This is a genomic window from Marinobacter pelagius (genome assembly GCF_003315345.1).
Taxonomy (GTDB): domain Bacteria; phylum Pseudomonadota; class Gammaproteobacteria; order Pseudomonadales; family Oleiphilaceae; genus Marinobacter; species Marinobacter pelagius_A.
In genome coordinates this window covers 1-25,976 of the sequence record NZ_QNRO01000017.1, presented here as the reverse complement: position 1 = coordinate 25,976, position 25,976 = coordinate 1, and the positions used below count along the sequence as shown (strand labels likewise).

General features: G+C 58.8%; 18 protein-coding genes and 1 tRNA gene. 2 read left to right on the top strand and 17 right to left on the bottom strand.

Going from position 1 to position 25,976, the window contains the following annotated elements; genetic code table 11:
• Positions 1–78: 78 nt before the first annotated feature.
• From infC to DET50_RS13955, 15 genes are all read right to left on the bottom strand, one after another.
• On the bottom strand, positions 79–624 hold the full coding sequence (gene infC, locus DET50_RS14025; RefSeq protein WP_181799994.1) for a translation initiation factor IF-3: 546 nt from the start codon (positions 622–624) through the stop codon (positions 79–81).
• Positions 621–2,546 carry a threonine--tRNA ligase gene (gene thrS, locus DET50_RS14020; RefSeq protein WP_113863463.1) on the bottom strand — a complete coding sequence of 642 codons (1,926 nt, stop codon included), beginning with the start codon at positions 2,544–2,546 and terminating at the stop codon, positions 621–623. Before thrS ends, infC begins: the two co-directional genes overlap by 4 nt.
• Positions 2,547–2,711: 165 nt before the next feature.
• Complete coding sequence (locus DET50_RS14015) at positions 2,712–5,312, bottom strand: TRAP transporter permease (RefSeq protein WP_113863462.1); 2,601 nt, start codon at positions 5,310–5,312, stop codon at positions 2,712–2,714.
• Positions 5,313–5,398: 86 nt separating this feature from the next.
• Entirely contained in the window at positions 5,399–6,382 is a 984-nt protein-coding gene (locus DET50_RS14010; protein WP_113863461.1) for a TAXI family TRAP transporter solute-binding subunit, read from the bottom strand.
• Positions 6,383–6,568: 186 nt separating this feature from the next.
• Positions 6,569–8,953, bottom strand: coding sequence for an efflux RND transporter permease subunit (locus DET50_RS14005; protein ID WP_113863460.1), 2,385 nt, complete (start codon positions 8,951–8,953; stop codon positions 6,569–6,571).
• A 45-nt stretch (positions 8,954–8,998) separates the two neighbouring features.
• Positions 8,999–10,144 carry a WD40/YVTN/BNR-like repeat-containing protein gene (locus DET50_RS14000; protein WP_258546135.1) on the bottom strand — a complete coding sequence of 382 codons (1,146 nt, stop codon included), beginning with the start codon at positions 10,142–10,144 and terminating at the stop codon, positions 8,999–9,001.
• Positions 10,145–10,281: 137 nt separating this feature from the next.
• Positions 10,282–11,667 (bottom strand): DUF1329 domain-containing protein, encoded by a 1,386-nt coding sequence (locus DET50_RS13995; RefSeq protein WP_404932748.1) that lies wholly within the window; start codon positions 11,665–11,667, stop codon positions 10,282–10,284.
• Positions 11,668–11,845: 178 nt separating this feature from the next.
• A complete protein-coding gene (gene pepN / locus DET50_RS13990; protein WP_113863457.1) occupies positions 11,846–14,488 on the bottom strand; it encodes an aminopeptidase N in 2,643 nt (880 codons plus the stop codon).
• Positions 14,489–14,510: 22 nt separating this feature from the next.
• Positions 14,511–15,350, bottom strand: coding sequence for a DUF2797 domain-containing protein (locus DET50_RS13985; protein ID WP_113863456.1), 840 nt, complete (start codon positions 15,348–15,350; stop codon positions 14,511–14,513).
• Positions 15,347–15,640, bottom strand: a complete 294-nt coding sequence (locus DET50_RS13980) for a YeaC family protein (protein ID WP_113863455.1) — start codon at positions 15,638–15,640, stop codon at positions 15,347–15,349. Before DET50_RS13980 ends, DET50_RS13985 begins: the two co-directional genes overlap by 4 nt.
• Before the next feature lie 175 nt (positions 15,641–15,815).
• Positions 15,816–16,670 carry a rhomboid family intramembrane serine protease gene (locus DET50_RS13975; protein ID WP_113863454.1) on the bottom strand — a complete coding sequence of 285 codons (855 nt, stop codon included), beginning with the start codon at positions 16,668–16,670 and terminating at the stop codon, positions 15,816–15,818.
• A 46-nt stretch (positions 16,671–16,716) separates the two neighbouring features.
• Positions 16,717–17,730, bottom strand: coding sequence for a metallophosphoesterase (locus tag DET50_RS13970; RefSeq protein ID WP_113863453.1), 1,014 nt, complete (start codon positions 17,728–17,730; stop codon positions 16,717–16,719).
• Positions 17,731–17,732: 2 nt separating this feature from the next.
• Entirely contained in the window at positions 17,733–18,617 is an 885-nt protein-coding gene (locus DET50_RS13965; RefSeq protein WP_092004477.1) for an NAD(+) kinase, read from the bottom strand.
• A gap of 110 nt (positions 18,618–18,727) precedes the next feature.
• On the bottom strand, positions 18,728–19,975 hold the full coding sequence (locus DET50_RS13960; RefSeq protein WP_113863515.1) for a DNA repair protein: 1,248 nt from the start codon (positions 19,973–19,975) through the stop codon (positions 18,728–18,730).
• Positions 19,976–20,156: 181 nt separating this feature from the next.
• Positions 20,157–22,220, bottom strand: a complete 2,064-nt coding sequence (locus tag DET50_RS13955) for an NADPH-dependent 2,4-dienoyl-CoA reductase (RefSeq protein WP_113863452.1) — start codon at positions 22,218–22,220, stop codon at positions 20,157–20,159.
• Positions 22,221–22,358: 138 nt separating this feature from the next.
• Between DET50_RS13955 and DET50_RS13950 the strand changes: the two genes are divergently transcribed.
• Entirely contained in the window at positions 22,359–23,417 is a 1,059-nt protein-coding gene (locus DET50_RS13950) for an AraC family transcriptional regulator (RefSeq protein ID WP_113863451.1), read from the top strand.
• Positions 23,418–23,614: 197 nt separating this feature from the next.
• Here DET50_RS13950 and DET50_RS13945 read toward each other — a convergent pair.
• A tRNA-Asp gene (locus tag DET50_RS13945) sits at positions 23,615–23,691 on the bottom strand.
• A gap of 133 nt (positions 23,692–23,824) precedes the next feature.
• Positions 23,825–24,856, bottom strand: a complete 1,032-nt coding sequence (locus DET50_RS13940) for an AraC family transcriptional regulator (RefSeq protein WP_113863450.1) — start codon at positions 24,854–24,856, stop codon at positions 23,825–23,827.
• Positions 24,857–25,008: 152 nt separating this feature from the next.
• On the opposite strand from DET50_RS13940, the gene DET50_RS13935 reads away from it, so the two are divergent.
• Positions 25,009–25,884, top strand: coding sequence for a MaoC family dehydratase (locus tag DET50_RS13935; RefSeq protein ID WP_113863449.1), 876 nt, complete (start codon positions 25,009–25,011; stop codon positions 25,882–25,884).
• Positions 25,885–25,976: the final 92 nt, after the last annotated feature.

The window sequence follows — 25,976 nt, the reverse complement described above, 5'->3', positions numbered from 1 at the left end:
ATTCTATTTTGGATAAACAAATGTGTCCCTGAACGACAAATCCCCCGCCGATGCGGGGGACCCGTCATTGGATCAGGTTCACTTCTTCTTGCGGGGCGCCACGACCATGGTCATCTGGCGGCCTTCCATTTTCGGCCGCTGTTCTACCTGGGCCAGCTCGTCAATATCAGCTTCGATGCGGTTCATGAGCTTCATACCAATTTCCTGGTGTGCCATCTCACGGCCACGGAAGCGGATAGTGATTTTGCCGCGGTCCCCGTTTTCAAGGAAACGTACCAGGTTGCGTAGTTTGACCTGATAATCCCCTTCTTCAGTTCCTGGACGGAACTTGACTTCCTTGACCTGCGTCTGCTTCTGCTTTTTCTTGGCAGCCGCCTTGGCCTTTTTCTCTTCGAAGATCTTCTTGCCGTAGTCCATTATCTTACAGACGATCGGATCGGAATCCGTAACCTGAACCAGGTCAAGAGACGCTTCTTCTGCCTGCTTGAGTGCATCCTCAATGGGAACAATACCAACCTGATTGCCTTCGGCATCAATCAGGCGGACTTCAGTTGCGTCAATATTTTCATTGATAGGCGCTTTTGGAGTACGCCCACCCCGATTCGCTCGCTGTTTAATAATCAGATCTCCGTTTTGGTTCTACCTTTGCGTTCGACGTCTTTGGCCAGTAGCGCTTCGAATTCGTCGACCGACATGGTTCCCAGATCTTCGCCCTTGCGGGTTCTCACCGCAACCGCGTTGTTCTCGATTTCTTTATCGCCGACAACAACCAGATAGGGAACCTTGTTAAGAGTATGCTCGCGGATTTTAAAGCCGATCTTCTCGTTTCTCAAGTCAGCATTAACCCTAAAGCCCAAAGAATCCCACTTTTTGGCCAGATTCTGACAATAATCACGCTGGTTATCGGTAATATTCAGCACCGCCACCTGGGTCGGAGCCAGCCAGACCGGGAACGCACCTTCGTACTCCTCGATCAGGATACCGATGAAACGCTCGAAGGAACCGAGTACCGCACGGTGCAACATGACCGGGGTCCGGCGCTCGGAGTTGTCGGCCACATACTGGGCACCAAGACGACCCGGCATGGAGAAATCCACCTGGATGGTACCGCACTGCCAGACCCGGCCGATGCAATCCTTCAGGGAGAATTCGATCTTCGGTCCGTAGAATGCGCCTTCACCCGGCAACAATTCCCAATCCACGCCTTCACGGTTCAGGGCTTCTTCCAGTGCCGCCTCGGACTTGTCCCAGACTTCGTCGGAACCCACCCGTTTTTCCGGACGGGTAGAGAGCTTGTACAGGATCTCGGTGAAGCCGAAGTCCTCATAGACTTCGTGCAACAGCTTGATGAACGCGGACACTTCTTCCTGGATCGCATCCTCTTCGCAGAAGATGTGCGCATCATCCTGGGTAAAGCCGCGCACCCGCATCAGCCCGTGCAGCGCGCCGGAAGCCTCGTTGCGGTGGCACGAGCCGAACTCGGCCAGACGCAGCGGCAGGTCCTTGTAACTCTTCAAACCCTGGTTGAACACCTGCACGTGGCAGGGGCAGTTCATGGGCTTGATGGCGTAGTCATGCTTCTCGGACTCGGTGGTGAACATGTCGTCCTTGAACTTGTCCCAGTGCCCGGACTTCTCCCACAGGGTACGGGACACCACCTGGGGTGTCTTGATCTCCTGGTAGCCGTGCCTGTGCAGCTTGGCACGCATATACTGCTCGATCTCCTGGTACAGAGACCAGCCATCCGGGTGCCAGAACACCATGCCCGGCGCTTCTTCCTGCATGTGGAACAGGTTCAGCTTCTTGCCGATCTTGCGGTGATCCCGCTTTTCGGCCTCTTCCAGGCGATTCAGGTAGGCCTTGAGGTCTTTCTTGTTACCCCAGGCAGTACCGTAGACGCGCTGCAATTGCTCGTTGTTGGTATCACCACGCCAGTAGGCGCCGGCCACCTTGGTGAGCTTGAACGCCTTGAGCTTGCCGGTGCTGGGCACGTGGGGGCCGCGGCACAAGTCGATGAAGTCGCCCTGGCGGTAGAACGACAGGTCCTCATCACCGGGAATGTCCTGGATGATGCGGACCTTGTATTCCTCGCCCATGTCTTCGAACAGCTTGATTGCATCCTCGCGGGACATGACAGACCGGGAAACCGGGATATCCTGCTTGGCCAGCTCCTCCATCCGCTTCTCGATCCGCGCCAGGTCCTCGTTGGTGAACGGGCGGTCGTACTTGAAGTCGTAATAGAAGCCGTTGTCGATCACCGGGCCAATGGTTACCTGGGCACCGGGGAACAGTTCCTGGACGGCCATCGCCATCAGGTGGGCAGTGGAATGACGAATGACATCGACGCCGTCCTCATCACGATCGGTAACGATGGCCAGTTCAGCATCACGGTCGATCACGTGACTGGTGTCCACCAGCTTGCCATCGACCTTACCGGCCAGCGCGGCCTTGGCCAGGCCGGCACCAATGTCGGCAGCGACGTCGTGTACGGTTACGGGTTCAGCAAAACTGCGATGACTGCCATCCGGCAGGGTAATGACGGGCATGGAATACTCCTGTTGTTGCCTCAGCGGTGATCTATACCAAAGATCACATGGTGCCGGGACACCGCGACACAAACCGCGGCCCGGATCTGCGGCGAGTCTACCAGAAAAAAACCCGGCGGGTTAACGCCGGGTTTCTACGGACTTAACGAAATTCCTGTCAAGCGGTCAGGCAGACTCGCCTGCCGCCTCTTCCCTGGCTTTTCTCCGGAGCTGGCCGAAGGCCAGTGCCGCAAGTAGCAGAAGTGCCGGAATAAACATCAGTTCCTTGGGTGGCCGATCCTTCTCAATCTGAACCTTGTCGATCGTCCAGCCAAAGCTGATGCCCGCCTGCTCCGCAATGCTTCCGAAATTCACGAAGTCCACGACCATCTGCTCACCCTGGGGAGAAACCTCCAGCCCGGCCTGGGCCAGTCGCTGCTGTGGTGTCTCCGCCTCGGGCAGTGGCAACCGCAGGTATTTCGACACATCACTGCCATCGAGGGACATGCCGGAAGCCTGGATGATAATCGGCTGATCAGCCGGAATATCCTCGACATACTGGAAGATCTCCGATCCGGGCCTGTCTTCCGTGGGCGGATAGACCATATCCCACCAGAACCCCGGCCGGAACAGCGTAAAGGTTATCAACAGCAGGAAAACCGTCTCCCACCATCGGGTTTTGGTGAACCAGAACCCCTGAGTGGCTGCTGAGAACACCAGCATGGCCGTTACCGCACTGAAGATGGTGATGAGCAGGTCCACCCACCCGGTCAGTCCGATCAACAACAGCTGTGTGTTGAAGATAAACATGAACGGCAGGATTGCGGTCCGGATGTCATAGGTGAAGCCCTGGACACCCGTGCGTATCGGATCGCCCCCCGATATCGCTGCAGCCGCATAGGCCGCGAGGCCAACCGGCGGCGTATCATCTGCCAGGATACCGAAGTAAAACACAAACAGATGCACCGCGATCAATGGCACCAGCAAACCATTCTCGGCACCAAGCGTCACAATAACAGGCGCCATCAGGGTTGAGACCACGATGTAGTTGGCGGTGGTCGGCAGTCCCATGCCGAGAATCAGACTGATGATTGCCGTGAAGATCAGCATCAACAGCAGGTTGCCGCCGGAGATGAACTCAACGAACTGGGTCATCACCAGACCGATACCGGTCAGGGTTACAGTCCCGACCACGATACCGGCTGTGGCGGTTGCCACGCCAATGCCAACCATGTTTCGGGCACCGGTCACCAGGGAGTGGGCCAGGTCAACACCGCCCTGCTTCAACCCTGCAAGGTAGTTGCCGCGCTTGTGGAAAAACGCTTTCAGCGGCCGCTGGGTGATCACGATAAAGACCATGAACACGGTCGCCCAGAAGGCGGACAGTTGCGGAGAGAAGCGCTCCACGGTCAGGCACCAGACCAGCACCACCACCGGCAGCAGAAAATACAGACCGGTTTTGACCGTGGACCCTACCGGAGGCAACTCATCCATGGCCTGCTCGGGATCATCTTCCTCAAGATCCGGGAACTTGCTGGCGTAGCCAACCAAGCCGATATAAACCGCTAACAACATGGGTGTGAGAACCCACATGGTGGCTTCGCCCAGAACCGATTTCATCCAGCCGATGCCGTAATACACCACAAAGGTCAGTACACACAGCCCCAGCAGGATCACAACCCAGTTCAGCATACGCTGGGCCAGGGTCGGACGATCCAGTCGTTCGATGCCCTGCATATTCAGCTTGCAGGCCTCGAGGTGCACGATATAGATCAGTGCCACATAGGAGATCATCGCCGGCAGAATCGCGTGCTTGATGACCTCCAGGTAGGAAATACCCACATACTCCACCATCAGGAAGGCGGCTGCCCCCATGATCGGAGGCGTCAGCTGACCATTGGTTGAGGCTGCAACCTCAACCGCACCCGCCTTGGTGGCAGGGAAACCCACCCGCTTCATCAGCGGAATGGTAAAAGTACCGGTAGTTACGACGTTGGCTATCGAGGAGCCTGAAATTACACCGCTCAGGCCACTGGAGACCACGGCCGCTTTCGCAGGGCCTCCACGCATATGACCCAGCAGTGCATAGGCGACCTTGATGAAGTAGTTACCGGCGCCGGCCCGTTCAAGCAAGGCCCCGAACAGGACAAACAGGAACACGAAGCTGGTTGAAACCCCCAGTGCCACACCGAACACACCCTCGGTGCCAAGCCACTGATGCGAGGCCAGCTTGCTCAGACTGGCGCCCTTATGGGAAATCACATCCGGCATGTACGGGCCAGCCAGGGAGTAGATGATAAACACGCCAGCCACAATGGTCAGCGGAAGACCCAGCGCGCGGCGAGTCGCCTCGAGCAACAGCACGAGACCACCCAGGGCCACAACCATATCCTGGGTGTTCGGCGCCCCCGGACGGGTAGCCAGCTGGTCATAGAAAACGTAAAGGTACGAGGCCGCAAAGGCAGCCGCCAGTGCCAGTATCCAGTCATAGACCGGCACATGGTTCTGATGCTTGCCCCGAATCATCGGGAAAGCGGCAAACGCCAGGAAAGAGGCAAACGCCAGGTGAATCGAACGTGCTTCCGTGGAATTGAACACGCCGATCTCGAAAATGTAGGGAAGCGGTGACGCTATCCAAAGCTGGAAAAGAGACCAGAGCAGAGGAACGATAAAGAGAATGACAGCGGCGGGCCCGGTGGCAGCCCTTCCGCCCGATTCGGTCTGGAGGAATTCCTCAACTTTCTGCTTATCGGTGGCATCCCCGGCTCTCGGGTCGCTATTTGTCATAGCCGGATCCTGTCAGAGGGAAATCGGGAAGATCAGTAAAGGCCGCGGGCGGGGCTGCCCGCGGCCGGTTTTCAGAAAGCGCCGGATCAGTCGATCAGGCCGGCTTCCTTGTAGTACTTGGCAGCACCCGGGTGCAGCGGAGCACTCAGGGCATCATGCACCATTTCTTCCTTCTTCAGGTTGGCGAAGGCCGGGTGCAGGCGCTTGAAGCTGTCGAAGTTCTCGAACACTGCCTTCACGACTTCATAAACCACCTCATCCGGCACGTCGGTGGAGGAGACGAAGGTTGCCGCAACACCGAAGGTGGTGACATCTTCATCCGTACCACGATACATGCCACCCGGAATAACCGCTTTACGGTAGTAGGGGTTGTCCTCGATCAGGGTTTGGGTCGCATCGTTGTTCACGTTGACGATTACGCTGTCACAGGAAGTAGTCGCTTCCTTGATGGAGCCGGACGGGTGACCAACAGTGTAGAAGAAGGCATCAATGTTGCCGTCACACAGGGCCTGGGACTGCTCGGCAGCCTTCAGCTCGGCGGCCAGGGAGAACTTGTCCATGGTCCAGCCCATTTCGTTCATCAGCACTTCAGCGGTGGCGCGCTGGCCGGAACCGGGGTTACCAACGGAAACCCGCTTGCCTTCGAGGTCTTCGAAGTTCTTGATGCCGGAAGCCTTGCTGGCAACCACGGTGAACGGCTCAGGGTGCAGGGAGAAAACCGCACGCAGTTCCTTGTTGGCGCCGTCGTCTTCAAACTGGCTGGTGCCGTTATAGGCATGGTACTGCCAGTCGGACTGGGCCACGGCCAGATCCAGCTCACCCTGACGGATCGCATTCAGGTTGTAGACGGAACCACCGGTACTCTCAACCGAACAACGGATACCGTGCTCTTTCCGGTCCATATTGACCAGACGGCAGATTGCGCCGCCAGCGGGATAATAAACACCAGTCACACCGCCAGTACCGATGGTCACGAAACGCTGCTCCTGCGCAGATACCGAAGTGGATGCAGCACCAAGGCTGACCGCAGCGGCTACAGCAAGAGCGGAAGCTTTGAGTTTCAGTGTCATGTGAGTCGTTCCTTTTTTGCTCGTTGTAATTAAAGAATGCCCGTCTCTCATACGGACATATTTCGCGTCCGTCTTAGAACATAGACCACTTTATGGCATAAATAAAGTCAGAGTTAGCTCTCTAAACAGTTGAGCCAACAACAAAAAAGCCCGCGGCGCGGGCTTTTTTGATCGTCAGTGAACAGCTTATTTCGCTTCCCTCGCCTTTTCAAGCATGCGCTCCGGACGAAGCAGGAAGCGGGCCAATGCCGGCAGCAGCCAGATGGCGCCGATCATGTTCCAGAGGAACATGAAGAACAGCAGGAAGCCCATATCGGCCTGGAACTTGATGGGAGAAAAGATCCAGGTTACGACGCCGATGCCCAGGGTCACGCCGGTAAAGACCACAGCCTTACCGGTGGAACGCAGGGTTTCGAAATACGCGTCCTGCAGCGTCTTGCCTTCGAGCAGGTACTTTTCCAGTTTGCTGTAGATGTAGATGCCGTAGTCCACACCGATACCCACACCAAGCGCGATGACTGGCAGGGTCGCCACCTTGATACCGATCCCCGAGACCGCCATGATCGCCTCACACAGCACTGACGTCAGGCCCAGCGGAACCACGATACACAGTACCGCGCGGATGGAACGGAAGGTCAGGAAGCACAGCAGGCTCACCACGCCGTAGACGAAGATCAGCATCATGTCCTTGGCTTTGGAGATAACCTCGTTGGTGGCTGCTTCCACACCCGCGTTACCGGCCGCGAGCAGGAAGGTGTGCTCCTCGTTGCTGTTTTCCTGGGCAAACTCTTCAACAACCTCTACAGCGGTTTGCAGGGTTTCAGCCTTGTGATCCTCCAGGAACACCAGCAGCGGTGTCAGGCTGCAATCGGTGTTGATCAGCCCGGACGGTGCGTTACGGATAGAAGCATTGATAATGGTCTGGTTTCGGGAGATCGCATACCAGTTCCAGTTACCCTCGTTCAGGGCCTTGGTGACGATCTTGGAGACGTCCGCCAGCGATGCCGTAGACTGCACACCCGGGGTGTTTGCCAGCTCCCACTGCAGCGCATCCATGGCCCGCAGCACACTGTACTGGGTGCACTGCTCCACCGGCGTCTTCACCATCACCACCATGACATCGGCACTGGTGGAGTAATTGTCGATAATGTACGCGTTATCCTTGTTGTAACGGGAGTCCTTGCGCAATTCCGGTGCACCCTGATCCAGGTCACCTACTTTCAGATCCTGCTTGTAGTAGAGGCCAAGCCCCAGACCGATCACCGCAATCAGCAGGGAGATGGGCGCCACACCGGGATGGGAGAAATTGGAGAGGAGTCGCCATTTGCGATCCTGCTTCTCACCGTGATTCTGCACATGACGTATACCGCCCTTGGAGATGCCGATGTAGGACATGATCAGCACATGCAGCACGAGGTTGGTGATGATTACAAAGGCAACACCGATACCGGCGGCAACCGCCAGATCCCGGATAACATCGATCTCGATGAAGAACAGGGTCAGGAAACCGAAGGCATCGGAGATCAACGCCAGCATCCCCGGAATATAAAGCGCCCGGAACGCGAGGCGGGCGGCGGTGACGGCGTCAAAACCCTTGGCCGCTTCCACCGCCATGGCATTGACGATCTGCACGCCATGACTGATACCGATGGCGAATACCAGAAACGGGACCAGTACGGAGTAAGGATCCAGGCCGTAACCCAGCAGCCGCAGGGTGCCCAGCTGCCAGAATACCGCAATAATGGAGGTAAACACCGGCACCAAGGTTCCGGAAACGCTGCGGGAATACCAGAACAACAGCAGAGTGGTCAGCACAATGGTGATACCGGCAAACCAGGCGATGGAGCCTATACCCTCGATCAGGTCCCCCACCTTCTTGGCAAAGCCGACAATGTGGATCTCGATATTCGGATTCTGGGCTTCGTATTTTTCCCGGATCTTTTCTTCCAGCTGCCGGGAGAAGGTGCCGTAATCCAGCGGCTCACCGGTCTCCGGATCGGTCTCGTACAGCGGTGCGTAGACAATGGTCGATTTGAAGTTATCCGAGATCAGCCGGCCGACTTCATTGGAACGGAGCACGTTCTGACGCAACTGCTCAAGACTTTCCCGGGAACCATCGTAGTCATCCGGAATAACGGTACCGCCCTGGAAGCCCTGCTCGGTTACTTCCACCCAGCGCACGTTGGACGTCCACAGTGACTTCAGGCCTGAACGATCAACGCCGCTGAGATAGAACACCTCATCGGTAATCTGCTTCAGGGTCTCCATGTACTCTTGCGAGAAGATATCGCCGTCTTTGGATTCCACAGCGATTCGCACAAAGTTACCCAGGTTTTCCAGGTCGTCCCTGTGCTCGAGCATGTTGACGATGTACGGATGCTCCAGCGGAATCATCCGCTCGAAACTGGCATCCGGCTGAATCTTGACCGCGTTGTAGCCGAGGAACAGGGTCAAAATGGTCAGCAGAACCAGGATGATCGCCCGATTGTTGAAAATCAGACGCTCCAGGAACGGTTCCGCCTTGGGCGTGGTCAGGTAATGTTCGCCCTTGTCATGCGTCGGGTTGGACATTCAAAGCCCCTCTATTATTGGTTCTGTTGTTGCCACATCAGGGCGTTATTGAAGGTTTTTGCCTTGGGGATCGGCGTGCTTGACGCCACCCTCGCCCACCAGGAGCAGATTGGTATCCGAAACCGGCACCACACCCATGACTCCCTCACGGTCGTCGCGGAGGTACTCCCGGAAGGTATCCCCTCCGTTACCGCTGGTGAGCACAGCCCCGCCATTGCCAACCAGGATGATCCGGTCACCCTCGGCGGCACCGTCATTGAGCGTTGCCGTGGAACCGGTACTGACCACAGACCAGGACTTTCCGAGATCCGCGGAATACATCAGGGTGCCCCGCAAACCGAAGGCCAGGGCTTCGTTGACGCGGCCGGTGCCAATCACGCCGAACAGTGAACCCGGGTAGGGACTCTCACGACGCTCCCAGGTTTCACCACCATCAATGGAAACATGGATCTGGCCAGCTTCACCGACAATAAACAGGGCACCACCGGCGATTTGGGAAATGGCATTAAGGTGAAAACCCTGGGGGTTGTCCAGCTTCTGTGACCAGTCCTGCCAGCTTGCCCCGCCATCGGTCGTGCGGTAGATCATGCCGTAGGCGCCAACCACAAAGCCGTGACTGTCGTTCTCGAACCAGACATCCAGGAACGGGTTTACCGGACCGATATCCAGATCCGCCTGCATGTTTTCGAGGCGGAAAAACAGGTCATCCAGCGCCCACTCCAGGTCCTCTACCTGCTCCTCGGGGGCCTGCTCGATGCGCTCTTCCATGTCGGCAATGGCTTCCTCCTGGCTGGCGATGGCCAGTTCGGCGGCCCGGATACCGTCCAGCTGGAGCTCCCAGGTTGCGCCGGAATCACTCGAATGCAGCACCGCACCGCTGTGGCCCACAGCCCAGCCATGATTTTCCGTACCAAAATCCACGCCGGTGAGGGTAACGGACACGGGCACTTCGGCCTGGGTCCAGCTTTGGCCCTCATCGTCGGAGTAGATGATGTGTCCACGCTCCCCGGCCGCTACGATACGGTCGCCTGCAACGGCAACATCATTCAGCAGGCTTTGTGGAGCGAGTTCCGTTGGACGGGCCGGTGTTTCAAGCAAATCCCCCACTGCCCATACAGCCGGAGATGCACAGGCCATGGAAAGCCCGAGGCAGGTAGCACCCAGGGTTTTACGCATCAAGCTTGTAGCCATTCGGTTTGCCTATCGGTTGTTTTTACTGTGTGTCTCAGTCCGGCAAAGCCGGTTTTAACTGTAAACATACCGGCAGCCTTCCGGCTGCCGGTATGTTGGTTGCCATTCCATCTGGGCGGGGTTGCGATCCTCGCGCCTCAGCGAACACTCCTGCGGCGCAGGGAGGCCGGAGAGAAGTACCGCTTGTTGGGAACCTCGTTGGTGAATACCCGGGTATTCGGCTCTTCGGTATCGAGTCCGAGAACGTGATAACGGCGGGCCTGAAGATCATGATAGACGTCCAGCACCGTCCACACACCCGGCAATTCATAATAATTTTTGGGCAGGCCCATGGTCACGCGCCACAATTCGCCGCGGCCGTCGTACTGGTCCAGCAGCACGGTGTTCCAGCTGTCCTCGTCGACATAGAAACGGCGCTTGGCGTAGATATGGCGCTCACCTTCCTTCAGGGTCGCTTCGACCACATGCACCCGATGCAGCTCCCAGCGGGTCAGGTCCGGATTGATATGTGAAATGCCGAGAATCTCATCGTAGGAGAGTCCTTTCTGGCCAATCCGGTAGTTGTTGTAGGGAATATAAATCTCGCGCTTGCCCAGGTACGTCCAGTTATAGCGGTCCAGGGCACCGTTGAAGATGTCGGTATCGTCCGCAGTACGGAGGTTGTCCGAAGCGGCGATCGGAGAATCGTATCCCAGGTTCGGCGCCCGACGAACACGACGCTGGCCGGCGTTATACCCCCAACCATTACGGGGGTTGATGATCTGGTTCATGGTTTCATGAATCAGGATCGCGCCACCGGCCAGACGGGGCGGAGACTGGGTGAATGACAGGTAGTAGAAGATGACGTTATCGAGGGTACTCTCGTCACCTTCCGGGTTGTAGTAGTTGAAGAAGGCTTCCTGCTGGGATGTCACCAGCGAGTAGTCGCCGTTCTGCTGGACCGCCACCTCACTGGAACGCCGGGTAACGGAGACTCCACGCCAACGGGTCAGGTGGTTCCAGATGACCTGCCAGGCTTTTTCTTCATCATTGCCATGGAGAATCGGGAAGGGATAGCCACCGTAGGCCCCCTCGATACCGGCGCCCTCGCCCACGATGTCGGCGCTTGTGGCGTTATCCCGGGTGTTCTGGGCCACCCAGTCCGGCACCGCATGGCTGCGACGGCTCTGGTATACCGGAACCTGGAACGTGGTGGGATAGGTCTCGAACATGGCCTTGACGCCATCAGTCAGATACTCGCTGTACTGGTCCATGTTCTGGGCGGTGATGGTAAACAGCACCTCGTCATCCGGGAAGGGATTGATGTGGTGCTGACCGCTCCCCTTGTAACCGGCCGGCGGTTCAGTCAGTCCGCCGTCCCACGCGGGGATGGTTCCGGCGGCGTTGCCGGCCTTGGGCGAGCCAAAGGGGGTCAGTTCGTTGCCAAGACGGGCAGCCTCGCTCTGGGAGACCGCAGCGTAGGCGGGTACAGCCGAGACAGACAGGGCCAACAGGCCACTCAACAGCGTGTTTTTATTATACATCATGGTCTAACCTTCAATCCGTCTGGAAGCCTCTTGAGGGGCTTTTTTGTTGTGGTCTCGTGCAGCTTGAGACTTTCGACCAGATTAACGGATCGGGCAATATTGTCTATCGACCGAAAGTGCGATTTTGTATCTGGCTGTGACAGGGTTTCCGCCGTCACAGCCGGACACCAGTGGCTCAGCCAGCCAGGCTCTTGTGAACCACCTCGTAGACATCCCGGGACAGACCGGCCTTGTCACGGACGCGCTCCAGCGCGGCTTTCATCTGTTCGCGATACTCCGGCGCAAACTTCCGCCAACGGGTCAGGGGCGTGACCAGACGTGCAGCAATCTGGGGGTTGCTGTCATCCAGGCGGCAAACTTGCTCGGCCAGGAAGTCATAGCCCGAGCCATCCGGGTTGTGGAAGGCAGCCAGGTTCTGGCCGGCAAAGGCCCCAACCACGGAACGGACTTTGTTGGGGTTCTTCCAGTCGAATGCCGGGTGCTCGAGCAAGGCATGAATCTGCGGCAGCTGACCGGCGCGGTCGCTGGCAGCCTGAACCGAGAACCACTGTTCGATCACCTGCGGATCTTCCCGGAACAGCTGGTAAAACGCTTCCAGTGCCAGGTTGCGATCTTCCTCGTAGTCGGAGTTCACCAGGGCCCGGAGTGCGCCCATCCGGTCCGTCATGTTATCGGCGGAACGGAACTGGCGAACGGCCAGCTCACGCCCTTCCTCGTCATTGATCACCAGGAGCCACGCCAGGGCGGTATTGCGCAGGCTGCGACGGGCAATCGCCTCCGGGGTAATCTCGTAGTCACCGGTCTCGAGATTGCGCCGGTAACAGGCAACCAGCTCATCCCGCAGGGAGATGGCCAGGTGCTTGAGTACCCGCTCCCGGGCAAGGTGGATGGCAGGGACATCGGCGTTGTCCGCCAGCTCGATCAGGTACGCCTCTGAAGGCAGCTGCAGCATCTTGGCCACCAGCGCCTGATCCAGGGAGGAGTCAGAGATCAGGTGGCGATAGGAGGTGACCAGTCGCGGCTCAACGACCGCATCCCTGGGTGCACCCACCAGGGACTGAATCACATCCACCGCCAGCCTCTGGCCGGCATCCCAGCGGTTGAAGCCATCCGGGTCGTGGCTCATCAGGAACAGCAACTGTTCCCGCGACCACGGATAATTCACCCGCACCGGCGCAGAAAAGTGGCGCAGGAGCGAGGGCACGGGGTGCTCACTGATGCCATGGAACTCGAAGGTATGGCTCGCCTCGGTCAGTTCCAGCACCCGCTCAGCCGGTCCGCTTTCCTCGCCCGCCTCAAGCTTGAGCGGCAAGGCCTCGCCCCGGCTGCCCAGCAGGCCCAGGGCAAACGGAATGTGTTGCGGCTTCTTGTTGCTCTGGCCCGGGGTATCCGGGATGTGCTGCTCGATGGTCAGCCGATAAATGCCCTGCTCTGCATCAAACTCATCAGAGACATTCAGCACCGGCGTACCCGCCTGCTCATACCAGAGACGGAACTGGGTCAGATCACGCCCTGAGGCATCCTCCATGGCGCGGACAAAATCATCGGTGGTTACCGCCTGACCGTCATGACGCTCGAAATAAAGGTCGGAGCCCTTGCGGAACATCTCCGGCCCGAGCAGGTTATGGATCATGCGCACCACTTCGGCACCCTTTTCATAGATGGTCAGGGTGTAGAAGTTGGAGATTTCCATGTAGGAAGCCGGGCGCACAGGGTGGGCCATGGGGCCGGCATCCTCGGCGAACTGGGCCGTGCGCAACAGGGTCACGTCCTCGATGCGCTTGACCGTGGGCGAGCCCATGTCGGCGGAGAACTGGGAATCCCGGAACACCGTGAAGCCTTCTTTCAGACTCAGCTGGAACCAGTCGCGACAGGTGACCCGGTTGCCGGACCAGTTGTGGAAGTACTCGTGGGCGACGATCGCCTCGATGCGCTGGAACGCGGCGTCGGTGGCGGTATCCTGGCTGGCCAGGACACAGGACGAGTTGAAGATGTTCAGGCCCTTGTTCTCCATGGCGCCCATGTTGAAATCGTCGACGGCCACGATCATGAAGATATCCAGATCGTATTCCCGGCCATAGACTTCTTCATCCCACTGCATGGACCGTTTCAGGGAGTCCATGGCGTGGTCGCACTTCTGTGCATTACGCGGCTCCACGTACATGCGCAGGTCGATGTCGCGGCCGGAACAGGTCCGGAAGGTATCCCGTTTTTCCACCAGATCGCCGGCCACCAGGGCAAACAGGTAACACGGCTTCGGGAACGGGTCTTCCCAGGTAACAAAATGGCGGCCGCCCTCGAGCTCACCCCGGTCAACGTCGTTGCCGTTGGACAGCAGTACCGGATAAGAAGCCTTGTCCGCCTCGATACGGGTGCGGAAACGGGCCATGACATCCGGGCGGTCCGGGAAGAAGGTAATGCAGCGGAAGCCCTCGGCCTCACACTGGGTGCAGAACATACCGGAGGATTTGTACAGACCTTCGAGGCGGGTGTTGTTCTGTGGCTCGATCCAGGTTACCACCGAGAGCTCGAATTGCTCGGGCACCGAGGCAATGACCAGCTGATCGCCCCGGTCCTCGTAATCGGCCGATGACAACTCGGTGCCATCAAGGGCGACGGTTTCCAGCCTGAGGCTGTCACCATCCAGCTCCAGCGGGGCTCCGGCCTCCCTGGAATCGGGGTTGCGACGCACCGACAGCGTGCTGTGCACACGGGCGCCTTCCTCGAAAAGCTCAAACCTCAGGTCCACATGGTCAACCAGATACGCCGGTACTTGGTATTCGCTCAGGTAAATGGTTTGTGGCTGGTTGCTACGCATTACATTCTCCACGGAGTTCTGTTCAGCTGGCGTCCGCCCGGAAGCGGACCTCATACCCGGTAAACTTGCGGATATTGATCACACCGGTGTCGAGGATCAGGTACTGGCCCTTGATGCCTTCCAGTACTCCCTCCACTTCCGGCGTTTTGTCCAGATTATGGGTTTTGATCTTTGACGGCCAGACTTCCACCGGATAGCTGAGGCCAAGCCCGGACTCATTCACCTCCCGGATGGCGTCGTCGCCGTGCACCTCTCGCAGTTCCGCGATATCGGTGGCAATGGCCGCCAGCATTTTCTGGCGTTCCGCCACCAGATCCAGCTCCGGCACATCGCCCTTGAGCATGGCGCGCCAGTTGGTGCGATCGGTGACATGGCTCTTGCACGCCACTTCCACCAGCCCGGCAATATAACGGGTTCTGACCCTGACCATGGGGATGGCCTCGACCGCTCCCTGATCAATCCAGCGGGTCGGCACCTGGGAAGCGCGGGTAATGCCGACCTTGAGTCCGGAAGAATTGGCCAGGTACACCACGTGCTCGACCATGCAGTGGGTCTCCCCCCACTCCGGCTCGCGGCAGGTACCGAGGTGGTAGTGGCACTTTTCCGGGCTCATGATGCAACTGTCGCAGGCCGCCAGCTTGCGGAAACACGGATAGCAGTAGCCCTGGTTGAAACTCTTCTTGGTCTTGCGGTCGCAATGGATGCAGCGGATAACGCCATCAAAATCGATGCGGATGGAGTGACCAATCAGATGGTTCAACGGCACCCGGGCGTCACCCACGGCAATGGTGTAGGCAACCGGCTGCCCGGCCTCCACCGGCATCTTGCGCAACCGGCCGGTTACATCGATGACTTCGCTCAAGACTTGACCTCTACGAACTGGTCCGGATCGACATCACGGTTCTGGCTGGTGGTGTGCTGGACGGAAGGATCACAGGCCGTTCCCGCCTTGCTGCCACGGTCCAGGTAACCCACCCGCTCTTCTTCAGGCACGTTGTGCTTGTTCTCGTAGTGAATCACCGCTTCCAGGCTGATAGCGCGCTGTTCGGCTGTCATCTTGCGACCATCCGGCCACTTGCCCAGCTCAATGGACTGGCGAAGGTTCCGGTATACCGCCGGATCCAGACGTTCGATCAGCTCTTCGTAAGTCATTCCGCTCTCCTGAAAAAACCTTCACAAAAAAATCGGCACAATCGTTTGACAGATGCAAACGATAACAATTATCATTACATCACCAAATGACAACGGTCGTATCATTTGGTCTCTCTCATCAGGAGCTAAAAGCTCTTCTTGCGCCCCGCCCTTTGGCGGGGCTTTTTTTATCCGATCACCCTTTCCTTACGGGCAAAACCAGCGCGCAGAGCAGTCCCGCGACAAAACCACCCAGGTGCGCCTCATTGGCCATCCTGCCCAGACCCAGCATTTCCGGCAATGGGGTAAAACCGAGAACCATCCAGATCACCGCGAAGGTTACCAGCGCTGGCGGGAACTGGAACCGTGGCGCCCGCTGCTGGCTCAGCCAGCAATAACCGAGAATCCCGTATACCACGCCGGAAAGGCCACCAAACAAAGGCCCGGAAACCAGGTACTGCAAACTATTGGACAACAGGCTGGTCACCAGGAACAGGGCTATCAGCCGGCCCTTGCCGTCAAACCACTCGACCTGGCTGCCGAGGAACCAGAGCATCACTGAGTTGAAAATGATGTGAGTCCAGCTGAAATGCAGAAAATCCGGCGTAATCAGACGCCAGACCTGACCGCTGGCCAGCGTGGCCGACAGCGCATCGATGCGACCGTCAAAGGTGGTCCAGTCAAAATTCCGGGGGTCCACCACCATCAGGGCGGCGGAGAGCTCATTGGAGCCCATCCCCGTGAGCCAGACCATCACCACGGCGAATACGATCAGACCCAGGACCAGGGGCGCATGGCGCGGTGCCGGCTGCCAGCGGCCGCCAACGAAAGCCGGCGAGCGGTTCTGGCTGGCCACTGCTTCCCTGAGCCGGGGTTCCGCGAGGTACCGTTCAAGCGCCGCCAGCACAGGTTCCGCATGCTCTTCATGTTCCAGCCAAAGCACCTGCTGGCCGCCTTCTTCCGTTATACGATGCCCCACGCCCTGATCCCTCAGCCACTGGCTGAAGTCGGCAAGGTTCACCGAGGTATCCAACTGCTTTACCCGATACAATTCTCACCTCACGATCAGGGGTATGGGCTCACCGCAAGACGAACCGCTAGCGCGCAACGCTGTCTTCGCTGGTGGGGTACTCCGGAGCCTCCGGCCGCTCCACATCTACCCAGACAAACTTGTCGCGGGAAAGTGCCCGCTCGCCGTCAAACCGGTAGGCCACCAGCTTGCCGTATTTCACCGCACTGAAATCAATGCAGGCCACATTGGGCTTAAGCGGCGCGGGCCGACCTTCCATCCAGTAATGACCCACAAACACCGGTGGCGCGTCCAGTGGGTAACTGATGAGCTGCTTGCGCTCGTCTTCGGTCAGCACGTGCCTCGCCACCTCCGGCGGCAACGGATCGGGCTGGAACACCACATCGGCATAGGTATGGGGCTCGTCCGCCCAGAACTTGGTCCGGAAGAATTCGCGGACATAGCCGTCCTTGCCCGTTATCGACATACCCTCCGGCAGACGCAGGTCCGTACCCCGAAGGAGCGTATCCATTACCTGTCCGGCGAAGGACTCGATGGCCGCCGAGGCGTGGAGGAAATCCTCGTCAATGCAGGCGCCACCCTGAATCTGTTTGAATTTCTCGATCAGGTCACCGTCCCAACAGGCGTGCACCACCCGAAAGTCCTCTTCCTCGATGAACAGGGGGATGGTGTAAAACCACTCCAGAAACTCGTTCCATTCGTGGGGATGGGCATCGAACTGCTCAAGGGTTTCCTTGATCAGCCGATCGTGGCGCGGGTTGTGCTCCCGCAACCAGGTCTTGCCACTGCCCGGGCGGGCACGGGTGCAGTAACCCAGGGCGTTGTACTCGTGGTTGCCCATGACAATCCGCGCCGAGCCGTGCTCGACCATGTCCCGCACCAGGTGCAGCGCTTCCCGGATACGCGGGCCCCGGTCAATGATGTCACCGATGAAAACGGCCTGGCGCAGGGGATGCTCGTAAACACCGTTGACCTTGCGGTACCCCATCCGGTCCAGGAGCTTTTCCAGGGTGTGGGCGCAACCGTGGATGTCGCCGATGATATCGAAACCGCGATTTGCGGAGGGATTCTTACAAGCCATGATCAACTCGCTGCGATTTCACTTGCCCAGCCAAGTTTGTCACGGCAGGTGGCATAGAAGTTATGGTCCGTCGGGTGGATCAGACGGATTTTGAACGGTTTTTTGGTGATTCGGATGATATCCCCGGGCGCACAGGAGATGTTCATCTGACCATCAAAGCTTACCTGCGGGTAGGTCTCGTTGGTATCTCCGATGACCAGCTTGATCTCGCTCTTGCCGTCCACCACGATCGGGCGGCTGCTCAGGGTATGGGGAAACATGGGCACCAGCACGATGGCGTCAAGTTTCGGGTGCATGATCGGGCCACCGGCAGACAGGGAATAAGCAGTGGAGCCAGTGGGCGTGGAGACAATCAGGCCGTCGGAGCGCTGGCTGTAGACGAAGTGACCGTCGATGAACAGGTCAAAGCCGATCATCCGGGTGGATTTACCCGGATGCAGCACCACGTCGTTCAGAGCACTGCCGAAACCCAGCGGCTGACCGTTACGCTCGACATTACCATCGAGCAGGAAGCGGGTTTCCTCGATGTACTCGCCTTCCAGTACCTTGCCGAGACGCTCTTCAAGATCTGAAGGAGAAATGTCGGTGAGGAAGCCGAGGCGCCCCCGGTTCACCCCGAGCAGGGGAATCTTCGACTTCGCCAGCTCCCGGGCGGCACCCAGCAGACTGCCATCACCGCCGACGACAATCACGAGGTCGCAGATTTCACCCAGCAGTTTCTTGCTGGCCACCTGCAGGCCATGGCCGGGAATCATTCCCGCGGTGTCTTCTTCCAGAATGACCTGGTAGTTCTGGGCAAGCAGGTACTGCTTGAGCTGCCTCAGCGTCTCCACCACCTTGACGCTGCCCATCCGTCCGATTACGCCGATATTCCTGAACTGATCCATGAAAATTCCTGTGATCCCGGGATGCAGCAGGGAACAGCGCCTCCGCTACCCTGCAACGATGGCGTACAGTGTAACGAAAGTCGGCTGGATTCTGAAAAAAGATGCGAGGATCAGGCCTGGTGCTGCTCGCAGCGGTCATCCACACCCGGCCGGAATTCCGCCGGCTGGCTGACCCGCATGATGGGTTCGGCGCACTCGTTGCCATCCCCGTCCTGGTGGCCGCACACCGGGTTCTCGTAGTGTTCCAGCCACTCCCGGTAGGCCGGCTCGTTCATACCACAACGTTCGGCGGCATAGGCCACGGGGTTGGTGAAGTAGGTCTCAATGTCGTCGAACGGCAGGGTCAAGTGACCCACTCCGGCATGGTAGGCCACGAGAAAGACCGATTGCTTGCGCAGATGGTCAAGAATGGAGTTCTCTGGCGGCTCCCGGTGCCGCAACTCGTGGTTCTCTTCTTCCAGGGAGACTATTTTCTCGTCACGCATTTCCAGCTCACGCTGCTTGCGCTCAAGCTGCTCCCGGAGCAGAACCAGTTCGGCACCGACGTTGGCGTCGTCCCGCTTCTTATCCTCGTCGGCGCTGCCGATCTGCTCCTGCATGGAGAGGTATTGTTCGTTGCGCTCGGATAGCCGCTGCTTGAGCTGCTCACTGGTCAGCCGCTGGCGCTCGTATTTCTGCTCCAGATCCGCCATTTCGCTGCGCAGGGACTGCATTTCATTGCGGTGTTCACGCTGGAGGTCCGCCAGGGAATCCCGGTGTACACTCTGCAGGGTCTTGATGCGTAAACGCTGTTCACGGATCAGCTGCGCCAGGCGTGCTCGGTCTGCCGACGCCGCCCCATCGTCTTCCTTCTCCTTCGCCGGCTCTTCCTTGGCGTTGAGGACGGGAATGTCCTCCTCGACAGGTTCGATCTTCTGGAATCTCAGGGTATTGCTTTCCACCGCCTTGCGGATGGCGAGGAAATGGTTGTTGCCCGGCGTCATATCCGGGTCCCAGAGCTCCTTGGCGAACTTCGGATCCGGGCACTGGCTGCGACACACCAGGCGGATGGGACCCGCGCCCATGTCCGGCCCCTTGGCACCGTCTTTAGCCAACGCCTCAATGGGAACGTTCCAACTGGTGTCAGCTCGGCCCTCGTCATCAAACCAGATCCGGAAGAACACCAGCGAGCGCACCAGGAGGTCACCCCCCAGCTCGATCAGTACGGCCTTTACGTCCGTTTCCGCCAGGTCAGATAAACCGACATAACCGTCGAGGAAAGCGCCGAACTCGGAAGCGCGCATCTGACGGGCAATACGCCCCTCCTCCATAAAAAACACGGCTGAGTAGCCATCGGTTGCCTGATCGGCAGAAGCCATCATTCCATCTCCAGGATTCAGAAATTGGACACTTACACGCTTCGCTTCCCCGGAGCGTTCCATCGGAAAATTCGTCCAGCGGCATGCACCAATACCAGAAAGCCTACGGATAACCGTAGGCTTTCCAATAGTCTAGCCAGACAAATGTCGATGGACAGATAAAAACTGCAACGTTTTGTGATCAGATTTCCGCGGCCAGCCGGCTGCCCTGATCGATGGCCCGCTTGGCATCGAGCTCGGCCGCCACATCGGCACCGCCAATCAGATGAACCGGGAGCCCGGCGGCTTCGACACCAGCCTGGAGTTCCCGCAGCGGTTCCTGCCCGGCACAGATGATGATCGTATCCACCGGCAGCACCTTGTCCTCCCCTTCTTCGGCACCTTTCGGTGTCACGGTGATGTGCAGACCCTCGTCATCGATCTTGCGATAGGAAACCCCCGGAACCATCTGCACATGGCGGTTCTTAAGGGACGTCCGATGAATCCAGCCCGTGGTCTTGCCCAGGTTCTTGCCGACCTTGGACGCCTTGCGCTGAAGCAGGTAAACCTCGCGGGCGGGCTCCGGCACTTCCGGCGTCACACCCTGGATACCACCACGGTGCTCGACACTCAGATCAACGCCCCATTCCTTCATGAACTCGCCGGTGTCCAGGGACGCAGAAGCCCCCTGGTGCACGATGAACTCGGACACGTCGAAACCGATGCCGCCGGCACCGATGACCGCCACCTTCCGGCCGACCGGCTTGCGTTCCAGCAGCGCATCCAGGTAACCGATCACCTTCGGATGGTCGATACCCTCGATCTCCGGAGTCCGCGGCTCGACACCGGTGGCCAGGACCACCTCATCGAAGCCACCGGCTTTCAGTTCATCGGCGCTGACACGGGTGTTCAGGCGGACATCCACCCCGTGTTTGTCCAGCATCACCCGGAAGTAACGGAGAGTCTCATGGAACTCCTCCTTGCCCGGGATTTTCTTGGCAACATTGAACTGGCCACCGACTTCGCTGCCGGCGTCAAACAGGGTGACCTTGTGACCACGCTCGGCGGCCACGGTCGCAAAGGCCAGACCGGCAGGGCCGGCGCCAACCACCGCGATGGACTTCGGATTGGCCGTCTTCACCCAGGTCAGCTCGGTTTCGTGGCAGGCGCGGGGGTTGACCAGGCAGGAGGTCAGTTTGCCGCTGAAGGTATGGTCGAGGCACGCCTGGTTGCAGCCGATGCAGGTGTTGATCTCGTCGGCACGGTCTTCCGCTGCCTTCAGCACCAGGTCCGCATCCGCAAGGAACGGCCGGGCCATGGAGACCATGTCGGCATCCCCCTCGGCCAGGACCTTCTCGGCCACATCCGGCATGTTGATCCGGTTAGTGGTCACCAGCGGAATGCTCACCTCCCCCTTCAAACGGGCCGTCACCTTGGTGAAGGCGCCACGGGGAACCGAGGTGGCAATCGTGGGCACCCGTGCCTCGTGCCAGCCGATGCCGGTGTTGATGATGGTGGCACCCGCCTTCTCGATCTCTTTGGCCAGGTGGACCACTTCTTCCCAGGTGCTGCCATCCTCGATCAGATCCAGCATGGACAGGCGGTAGATGATGATGAAGTTCTCGCCGACCCGTTCCCGGACTCGACGCACGATCTCGATGGGCAGGCGAATCCGGTTCTCGTAGCTGCCACCCCAGCGATCCGTGCGCTGGTTGGTGTGGGTAACGATAAACTGGTTGATGAAGTAACCCTCAGAGCCCATGATCTCAACGCCGTCGTAGCCGGCCCGCTGGGCCAAAGCCGCGCAGTTCACATAATCGCTGATCTGCTTCTCGATGCCGTCTTCGTCCAGCTCCTTGGGCTTGAACGGGTTGATCGGTGCCTGGATCGGGGACGGCGCCACCAGTGCCGGCGAATAGGCATAGCGGCCGGCATGGAGGATCTGCATGCAGATCTTGCCATCGGCCTCGTGCACCGCCTGGGTGATCACCTTGTGACGATCGGACTCTTCCTCGGTACTCATCTTGGCCGCGTGCTGGAACACCGCGCCCTCTTCGTTGGGACCGATTCCACCGGTGACAATCAGACCAACACCGCCCCGGGCACGATCGGCATAGAAAGCCGCCAGACGGTCAAAGCCATTCCTGGCTTCCTCCAGGCCAGTGTGCATGGAGCCCATCAGGGTGCGATTCCGCAGACGGGTAAAGCCCAGATCCAGCGGTTCCAGAAGGTTCGGGTATTTCTGTGTGCCCGGTGTTGCGGTCATATTGATCTCCTCATATTGGCAGCCGGCGTTGCGGCCGTCTTTCGTTATACGCCACAAAGTAGCGGTCCGGCTGACCGCCCTCAATATCCCCAAACAACTTTATGTTATCCTGAAGCGACACCCAATCAGGAATACCACGTGAGAGCACCCTCAAAGCCCGGAAACCGCAACGCGCTCGGCGACATCAGCCTTCTGTACGTCTCGGTACTGCTGCGCGCAGCTGCGGAGGAAGGTGCAGACCACGAGGTGCTGGCCAGGCAATTCAATCTGGATGAAACCGCCCTGACCTCCCCGGAAGCGCGGATCAGCATCCCCCGTTTCATGCGGATGGGAGAGGCCGCCATCAGGCTGACCGGCAACCCCGCACTGGGACTGCGGATGGGGGCTCTATCCCGGCCGATCGACGCCGGCCTGGCCGGACTGGCGGCGGAGACCGCGCCGACCATCGGGCAGGCACTGATGAAGCTGGTACGTTATTCGAGGCTCACCAGCCAGAACAGTCGCGGTCATCCCGGAACCGATCCCGACAAGCGGATAGCCAGCTTCTACTCGATCCGTCCCTACAACCGGTTCAATTACTTCGTTGTGGACTCGGTGCTGGCAGCCTGGACTCAGCTGGCACGCACCCTGACCGGCCGTTATGACGTGCTTGAGAAGGTTCGCATCGAATACCCGTCGACCGGCCTGGACGACCTGTTTGAAAGCTGGTTCCGCTGCCCGGTTGAATTCAGTGCCACAGAGAACAGCCTGACGCTCAAGAAAAGTGCCTGGCACCAACCGAGCAACCAGGCGCACCCGGCCATGCACGAGCAGCTCTGCGTGATGTGTGAGCGTGAACTGGAAAGGATCAAACGGGGATGGAGCACCTCGGACCGGGTGCGGCACTTGATGACGCCCCTGTTCCGCGGCGAGACGCCGGGGCTGGAAACGGTTGCGGCGCGACTCGGCACCTCGCCCTGGACATTGCAACGGCAACTGGCGGCCGAGGGTACCAACTTCCGGCTGTTAATGGATGAGACCCGACAACAGCTGGCACTGGATTATCTGAAGGAAACCAACAGCTCCCTGTCGGAAATTGCCTGGTTACTGGGGTTTGCCAACCCGCCGGCCTTTCACAAAGCCTACCAACGATGGTTCGGGGTCAGCCCCGGCGAGCATCGCCGACAAATGCAGCTGAACGGAAAAACCGGGGACTAGGGATTAAAGCTCTGTGGCGTCGTCAATGAACTCGCCATCATCCTCGAATTCATCCAGCCGGGTTTCCAGCAACTCTTCTTCATAGTCAGACATGACTTTACCCTCGTGCGAACTTTAACCGCCAAGGTAAATGCCTCGTGTGACAGGAATATTTCAGAACCCGGGATGGGTCAAGAGAAAAACAGAGGTAGGAAAAATGGCGGAGCGGACGGGACTCGAACCCGCGACCCCCGGCGTGACAGGCCGGTATTCTAACCAACTGAACTACCGCTCCGCGCGGGCCATCACCGGATACCTCGCAAGGCCTGCAGCCTTGTCTGTGACTGCTCGGTGACAACGAGGGCGCATTATAAAGACGCCCCCGACCATGTCAACGTTTTTCCTGAAAAAAGTCCGAAAAAGTTTTCTTACATGGCGTCGACCAGGGCGTCCTTACCCTGGGAAGTTTTCCGGTACTCGATCGGGGTCATGCCGGACCAGCGCTTGAACGCCCGATAGAAAGTACTTGGTTCGGAAAAGCCGGTCAGATACACGATCTCGTCAATGGATTCGTCCGTGGTGGCCAGCAACTGCCGGGCCAGGCGATAGCGGAAATCAGCAAGCACCTGGTTGAAACTGGTTTCGGCTTCGGTCAAGCGGGTCCGGAGGGTCCGGGGCTTGATACCAAGGCGTTCGGCGACCGCATCGAGGGTAACCTCGCCACTGTCCAGCAGCTCGGCGACAATCCGTTCCACCTGGCCCACGATGTCCTTCTTCTCAAGACGCGCAACCTGCTCGCTGGCAAACCGCTCATGGAGGTCCAGGAGTTCCGGTTCGGCATGGGGAGAGGTGTGGGACAGCAACTTGGCCGGGAAGTACAGCCGGTTCTCCGGCGCCCCGAACACCACATCACAGCCTAGGACCTCCCGGGCGTGCTCCTGCCCCTCCTCGCGCTCATGCTCGAACTCGATGCGCGACGGATAGAAACTGTCGTCGGTAACGGAGCGGAAGAAGGTGATCAGGCCCTGGACAAAGCACTCGTTGAAGTGCTTCAGGCGGCGAACGGCGTCGGATGCAGCGTCGAGCACCATGCAGGCGTCATCGCCCTCGATGAAGAAATCTGTATTGGCCGCATCGCTCAGCAGGCGTTGGTAGTTCTGGGCCCGGCGCAGGCCCTCACCGAAGGTCGGACTGCTGAGGAAAAGGTACTCGAGCACCTGGCCCTTGTAGGCTGGCAGCAGCGGTCCGAGATTCAATCCGATATCCGGATCGCCGGACACATCTTCCACGGCCTGCCAGAAGTACAGCTGGGCACTGTGGGGTGTGCGCAACTGGTCGGTGTAAACGTAACTTTCATCCACGCCCAGGCGACTGAAGATGGCATCGGTGTCGATACCCTTTTTCTTCATTGCCTCGTAAATCAGGCGTAACATCACTCCCGCGTCACGAAGTTCCTGCATATGATCCCGCTTTTATTCTTTATGGGTACTACCTTGACCGGCTGGACAACCGGCCGGGCTCGCCAAGTCAATGCCTGTTCTGGCCGGGTTTGCCAGACTCTAAGACCATCGTCTTATGTTAGAGCATATCAGGCCACAAGGAGACCTGCACCATGCCAAACCCATTGATTTACCACCACACACCGCCACCACTGGTGCCGATGTTTGCAAAAGCGCTGCTTCCGAAAAAGTCCGGCGCCGGGGATGCTCCCGAAATTCCGGCACTTGAGGCACATCTTCTGGGTGCCTCCACAGTGACTCGCCAGCTGCGGGACTACAAGAAAATCTGCGGGTTTGGTCAGCACACCCACGCCCCGATCACCTGGCCCCACATCCTGGCGTTTCCGTTGCACCTGAAGCTGCTCACCGAGCCGGACTTCCCCCTGCCCCTGCTCGGCCTGGTGCATCTGCGCAATACCATTACACAACACCGCCCCATTGGCGAGGGCGAATCACTGGACCTCACCGTCCGTCTGGGCAACCAGAAACGCACCGATCGAGGCATCGAATTCGACCTGATCACCGAGGCCCGCTCTGCCGGCGCCCTGGCCTGGGAAGAGACCAGCACCAACCTGTTCCGACAGGCCCGGAAGAACGACAAACCCGCGGGCAAAACAGAGCGCCCGGAACTGGAGCGCTATCCGAACACCCTGAGCATCCAGGCGCCGGAGTCCATTGGCCGGCAGTATGGCTCGGTTTCCGGGGACCGTAACCCGATCCACATGCACGCCCTGAGCGCAAAGGCATTCGGCTTTCCCAGGGCCATCGCCCATGGCATGTGGAGCAAAGCCCGCACATTGGCATTGCTGGAGCAGCAGGAAGGTTGGAAGAGCGGCGCACTGAGGGTCAGCTGCCAATTCAAGAAGCCCCTGTTCCTGCCTGGAACGGCGCAACTGAACTGGCAAACAGGAGACAAGGGCTGGGATTACCAGCTACTGAACAGCAAGGGCGATGCGCCCCACCTGAGCGGGCGCATTGACTGGCTCTAGCCCGGATTTCTCATGAGAAGGTAGCGTAAGGAAGGAAGAAGCGGCTGAAAGTGTTATGATTTCAAGCTCCTACACAAAAAACCAACACTAAC

Coding starts and splice junctions, on each gene's coding strand:
- DET50_RS13965 (WP_092004477.1), bottom strand. CDS start 18,617: ATGGATCAGTTCAGGAATATCGGCGTAATCGGACGGATGGGCAGCGTC.
- DET50_RS13980 (WP_113863455.1), bottom strand. CDS start 15,640: ATGACTTACGAAGAGCTGATCGAACGTCTGGATCCGGCGGTATACCGG.
- DET50_RS13935 (WP_113863449.1), top strand. CDS start 25,009: ATGCCAAACCCATTGATTTACCACCACACACCGCCACCACTGGTGCCG.
- DET50_RS13970 (WP_113863453.1), bottom strand. CDS start 17,730: ATGGCTTGTAAGAATCCCTCCGCAAATCGCGGTTTCGATATCATCGGC.
- DET50_RS14015 (WP_113863462.1), bottom strand. CDS start 5,312: ATGACAAATAGCGACCCGAGAGCCGGGGATGCCACCGATAAGCAGAAA.
- thrS (WP_113863463.1), bottom strand. CDS start 2,546: ATGCCCGTCATTACCCTGCCGGATGGCAGTCATCGCAGTTTTGCTGAA.
- DET50_RS13955 (WP_113863452.1), bottom strand. CDS start 22,220: ATGACCGCAACACCGGGCACACAGAAATACCCGAACCTTCTGGAACCG.
- DET50_RS14000 (WP_258546135.1), bottom strand. CDS start 10,144: ATGGCTACAAGCTTGATGCGTAAAACCCTGGGTGCTACCTGCCTCGGG.
- DET50_RS14005 (WP_113863460.1), bottom strand. CDS start 8,953: ATGTCCAACCCGACGCATGACAAGGGCGAACATTACCTGACCACGCCC.
- DET50_RS14010 (WP_113863461.1), bottom strand. CDS start 6,382: ATGACACTGAAACTCAAAGCTTCCGCTCTTGCTGTAGCCGCTGCGGTC.
- DET50_RS13960 (WP_113863515.1), bottom strand. CDS start 19,975: ATGGCTTCTGCCGATCAGGCAACCGATGGCTACTCAGCCGTGTTTTTT.
- DET50_RS13995 (WP_404932748.1), bottom strand. CDS start 11,667: ATGTATAATAAAAACACGCTGTTGAGTGGCCTGTTGGCCCTGTCTGTC.
- DET50_RS13940 (WP_113863450.1), bottom strand. CDS start 24,856: ATGCAGGAACTTCGTGACGCGGGAGTGATGTTACGCCTGATTTACGAG.
- pepN (WP_113863457.1), bottom strand. CDS start 14,488: ATGCGTAGCAACCAGCCACAAACCATTTACCTGAGCGAATACCAAGTA.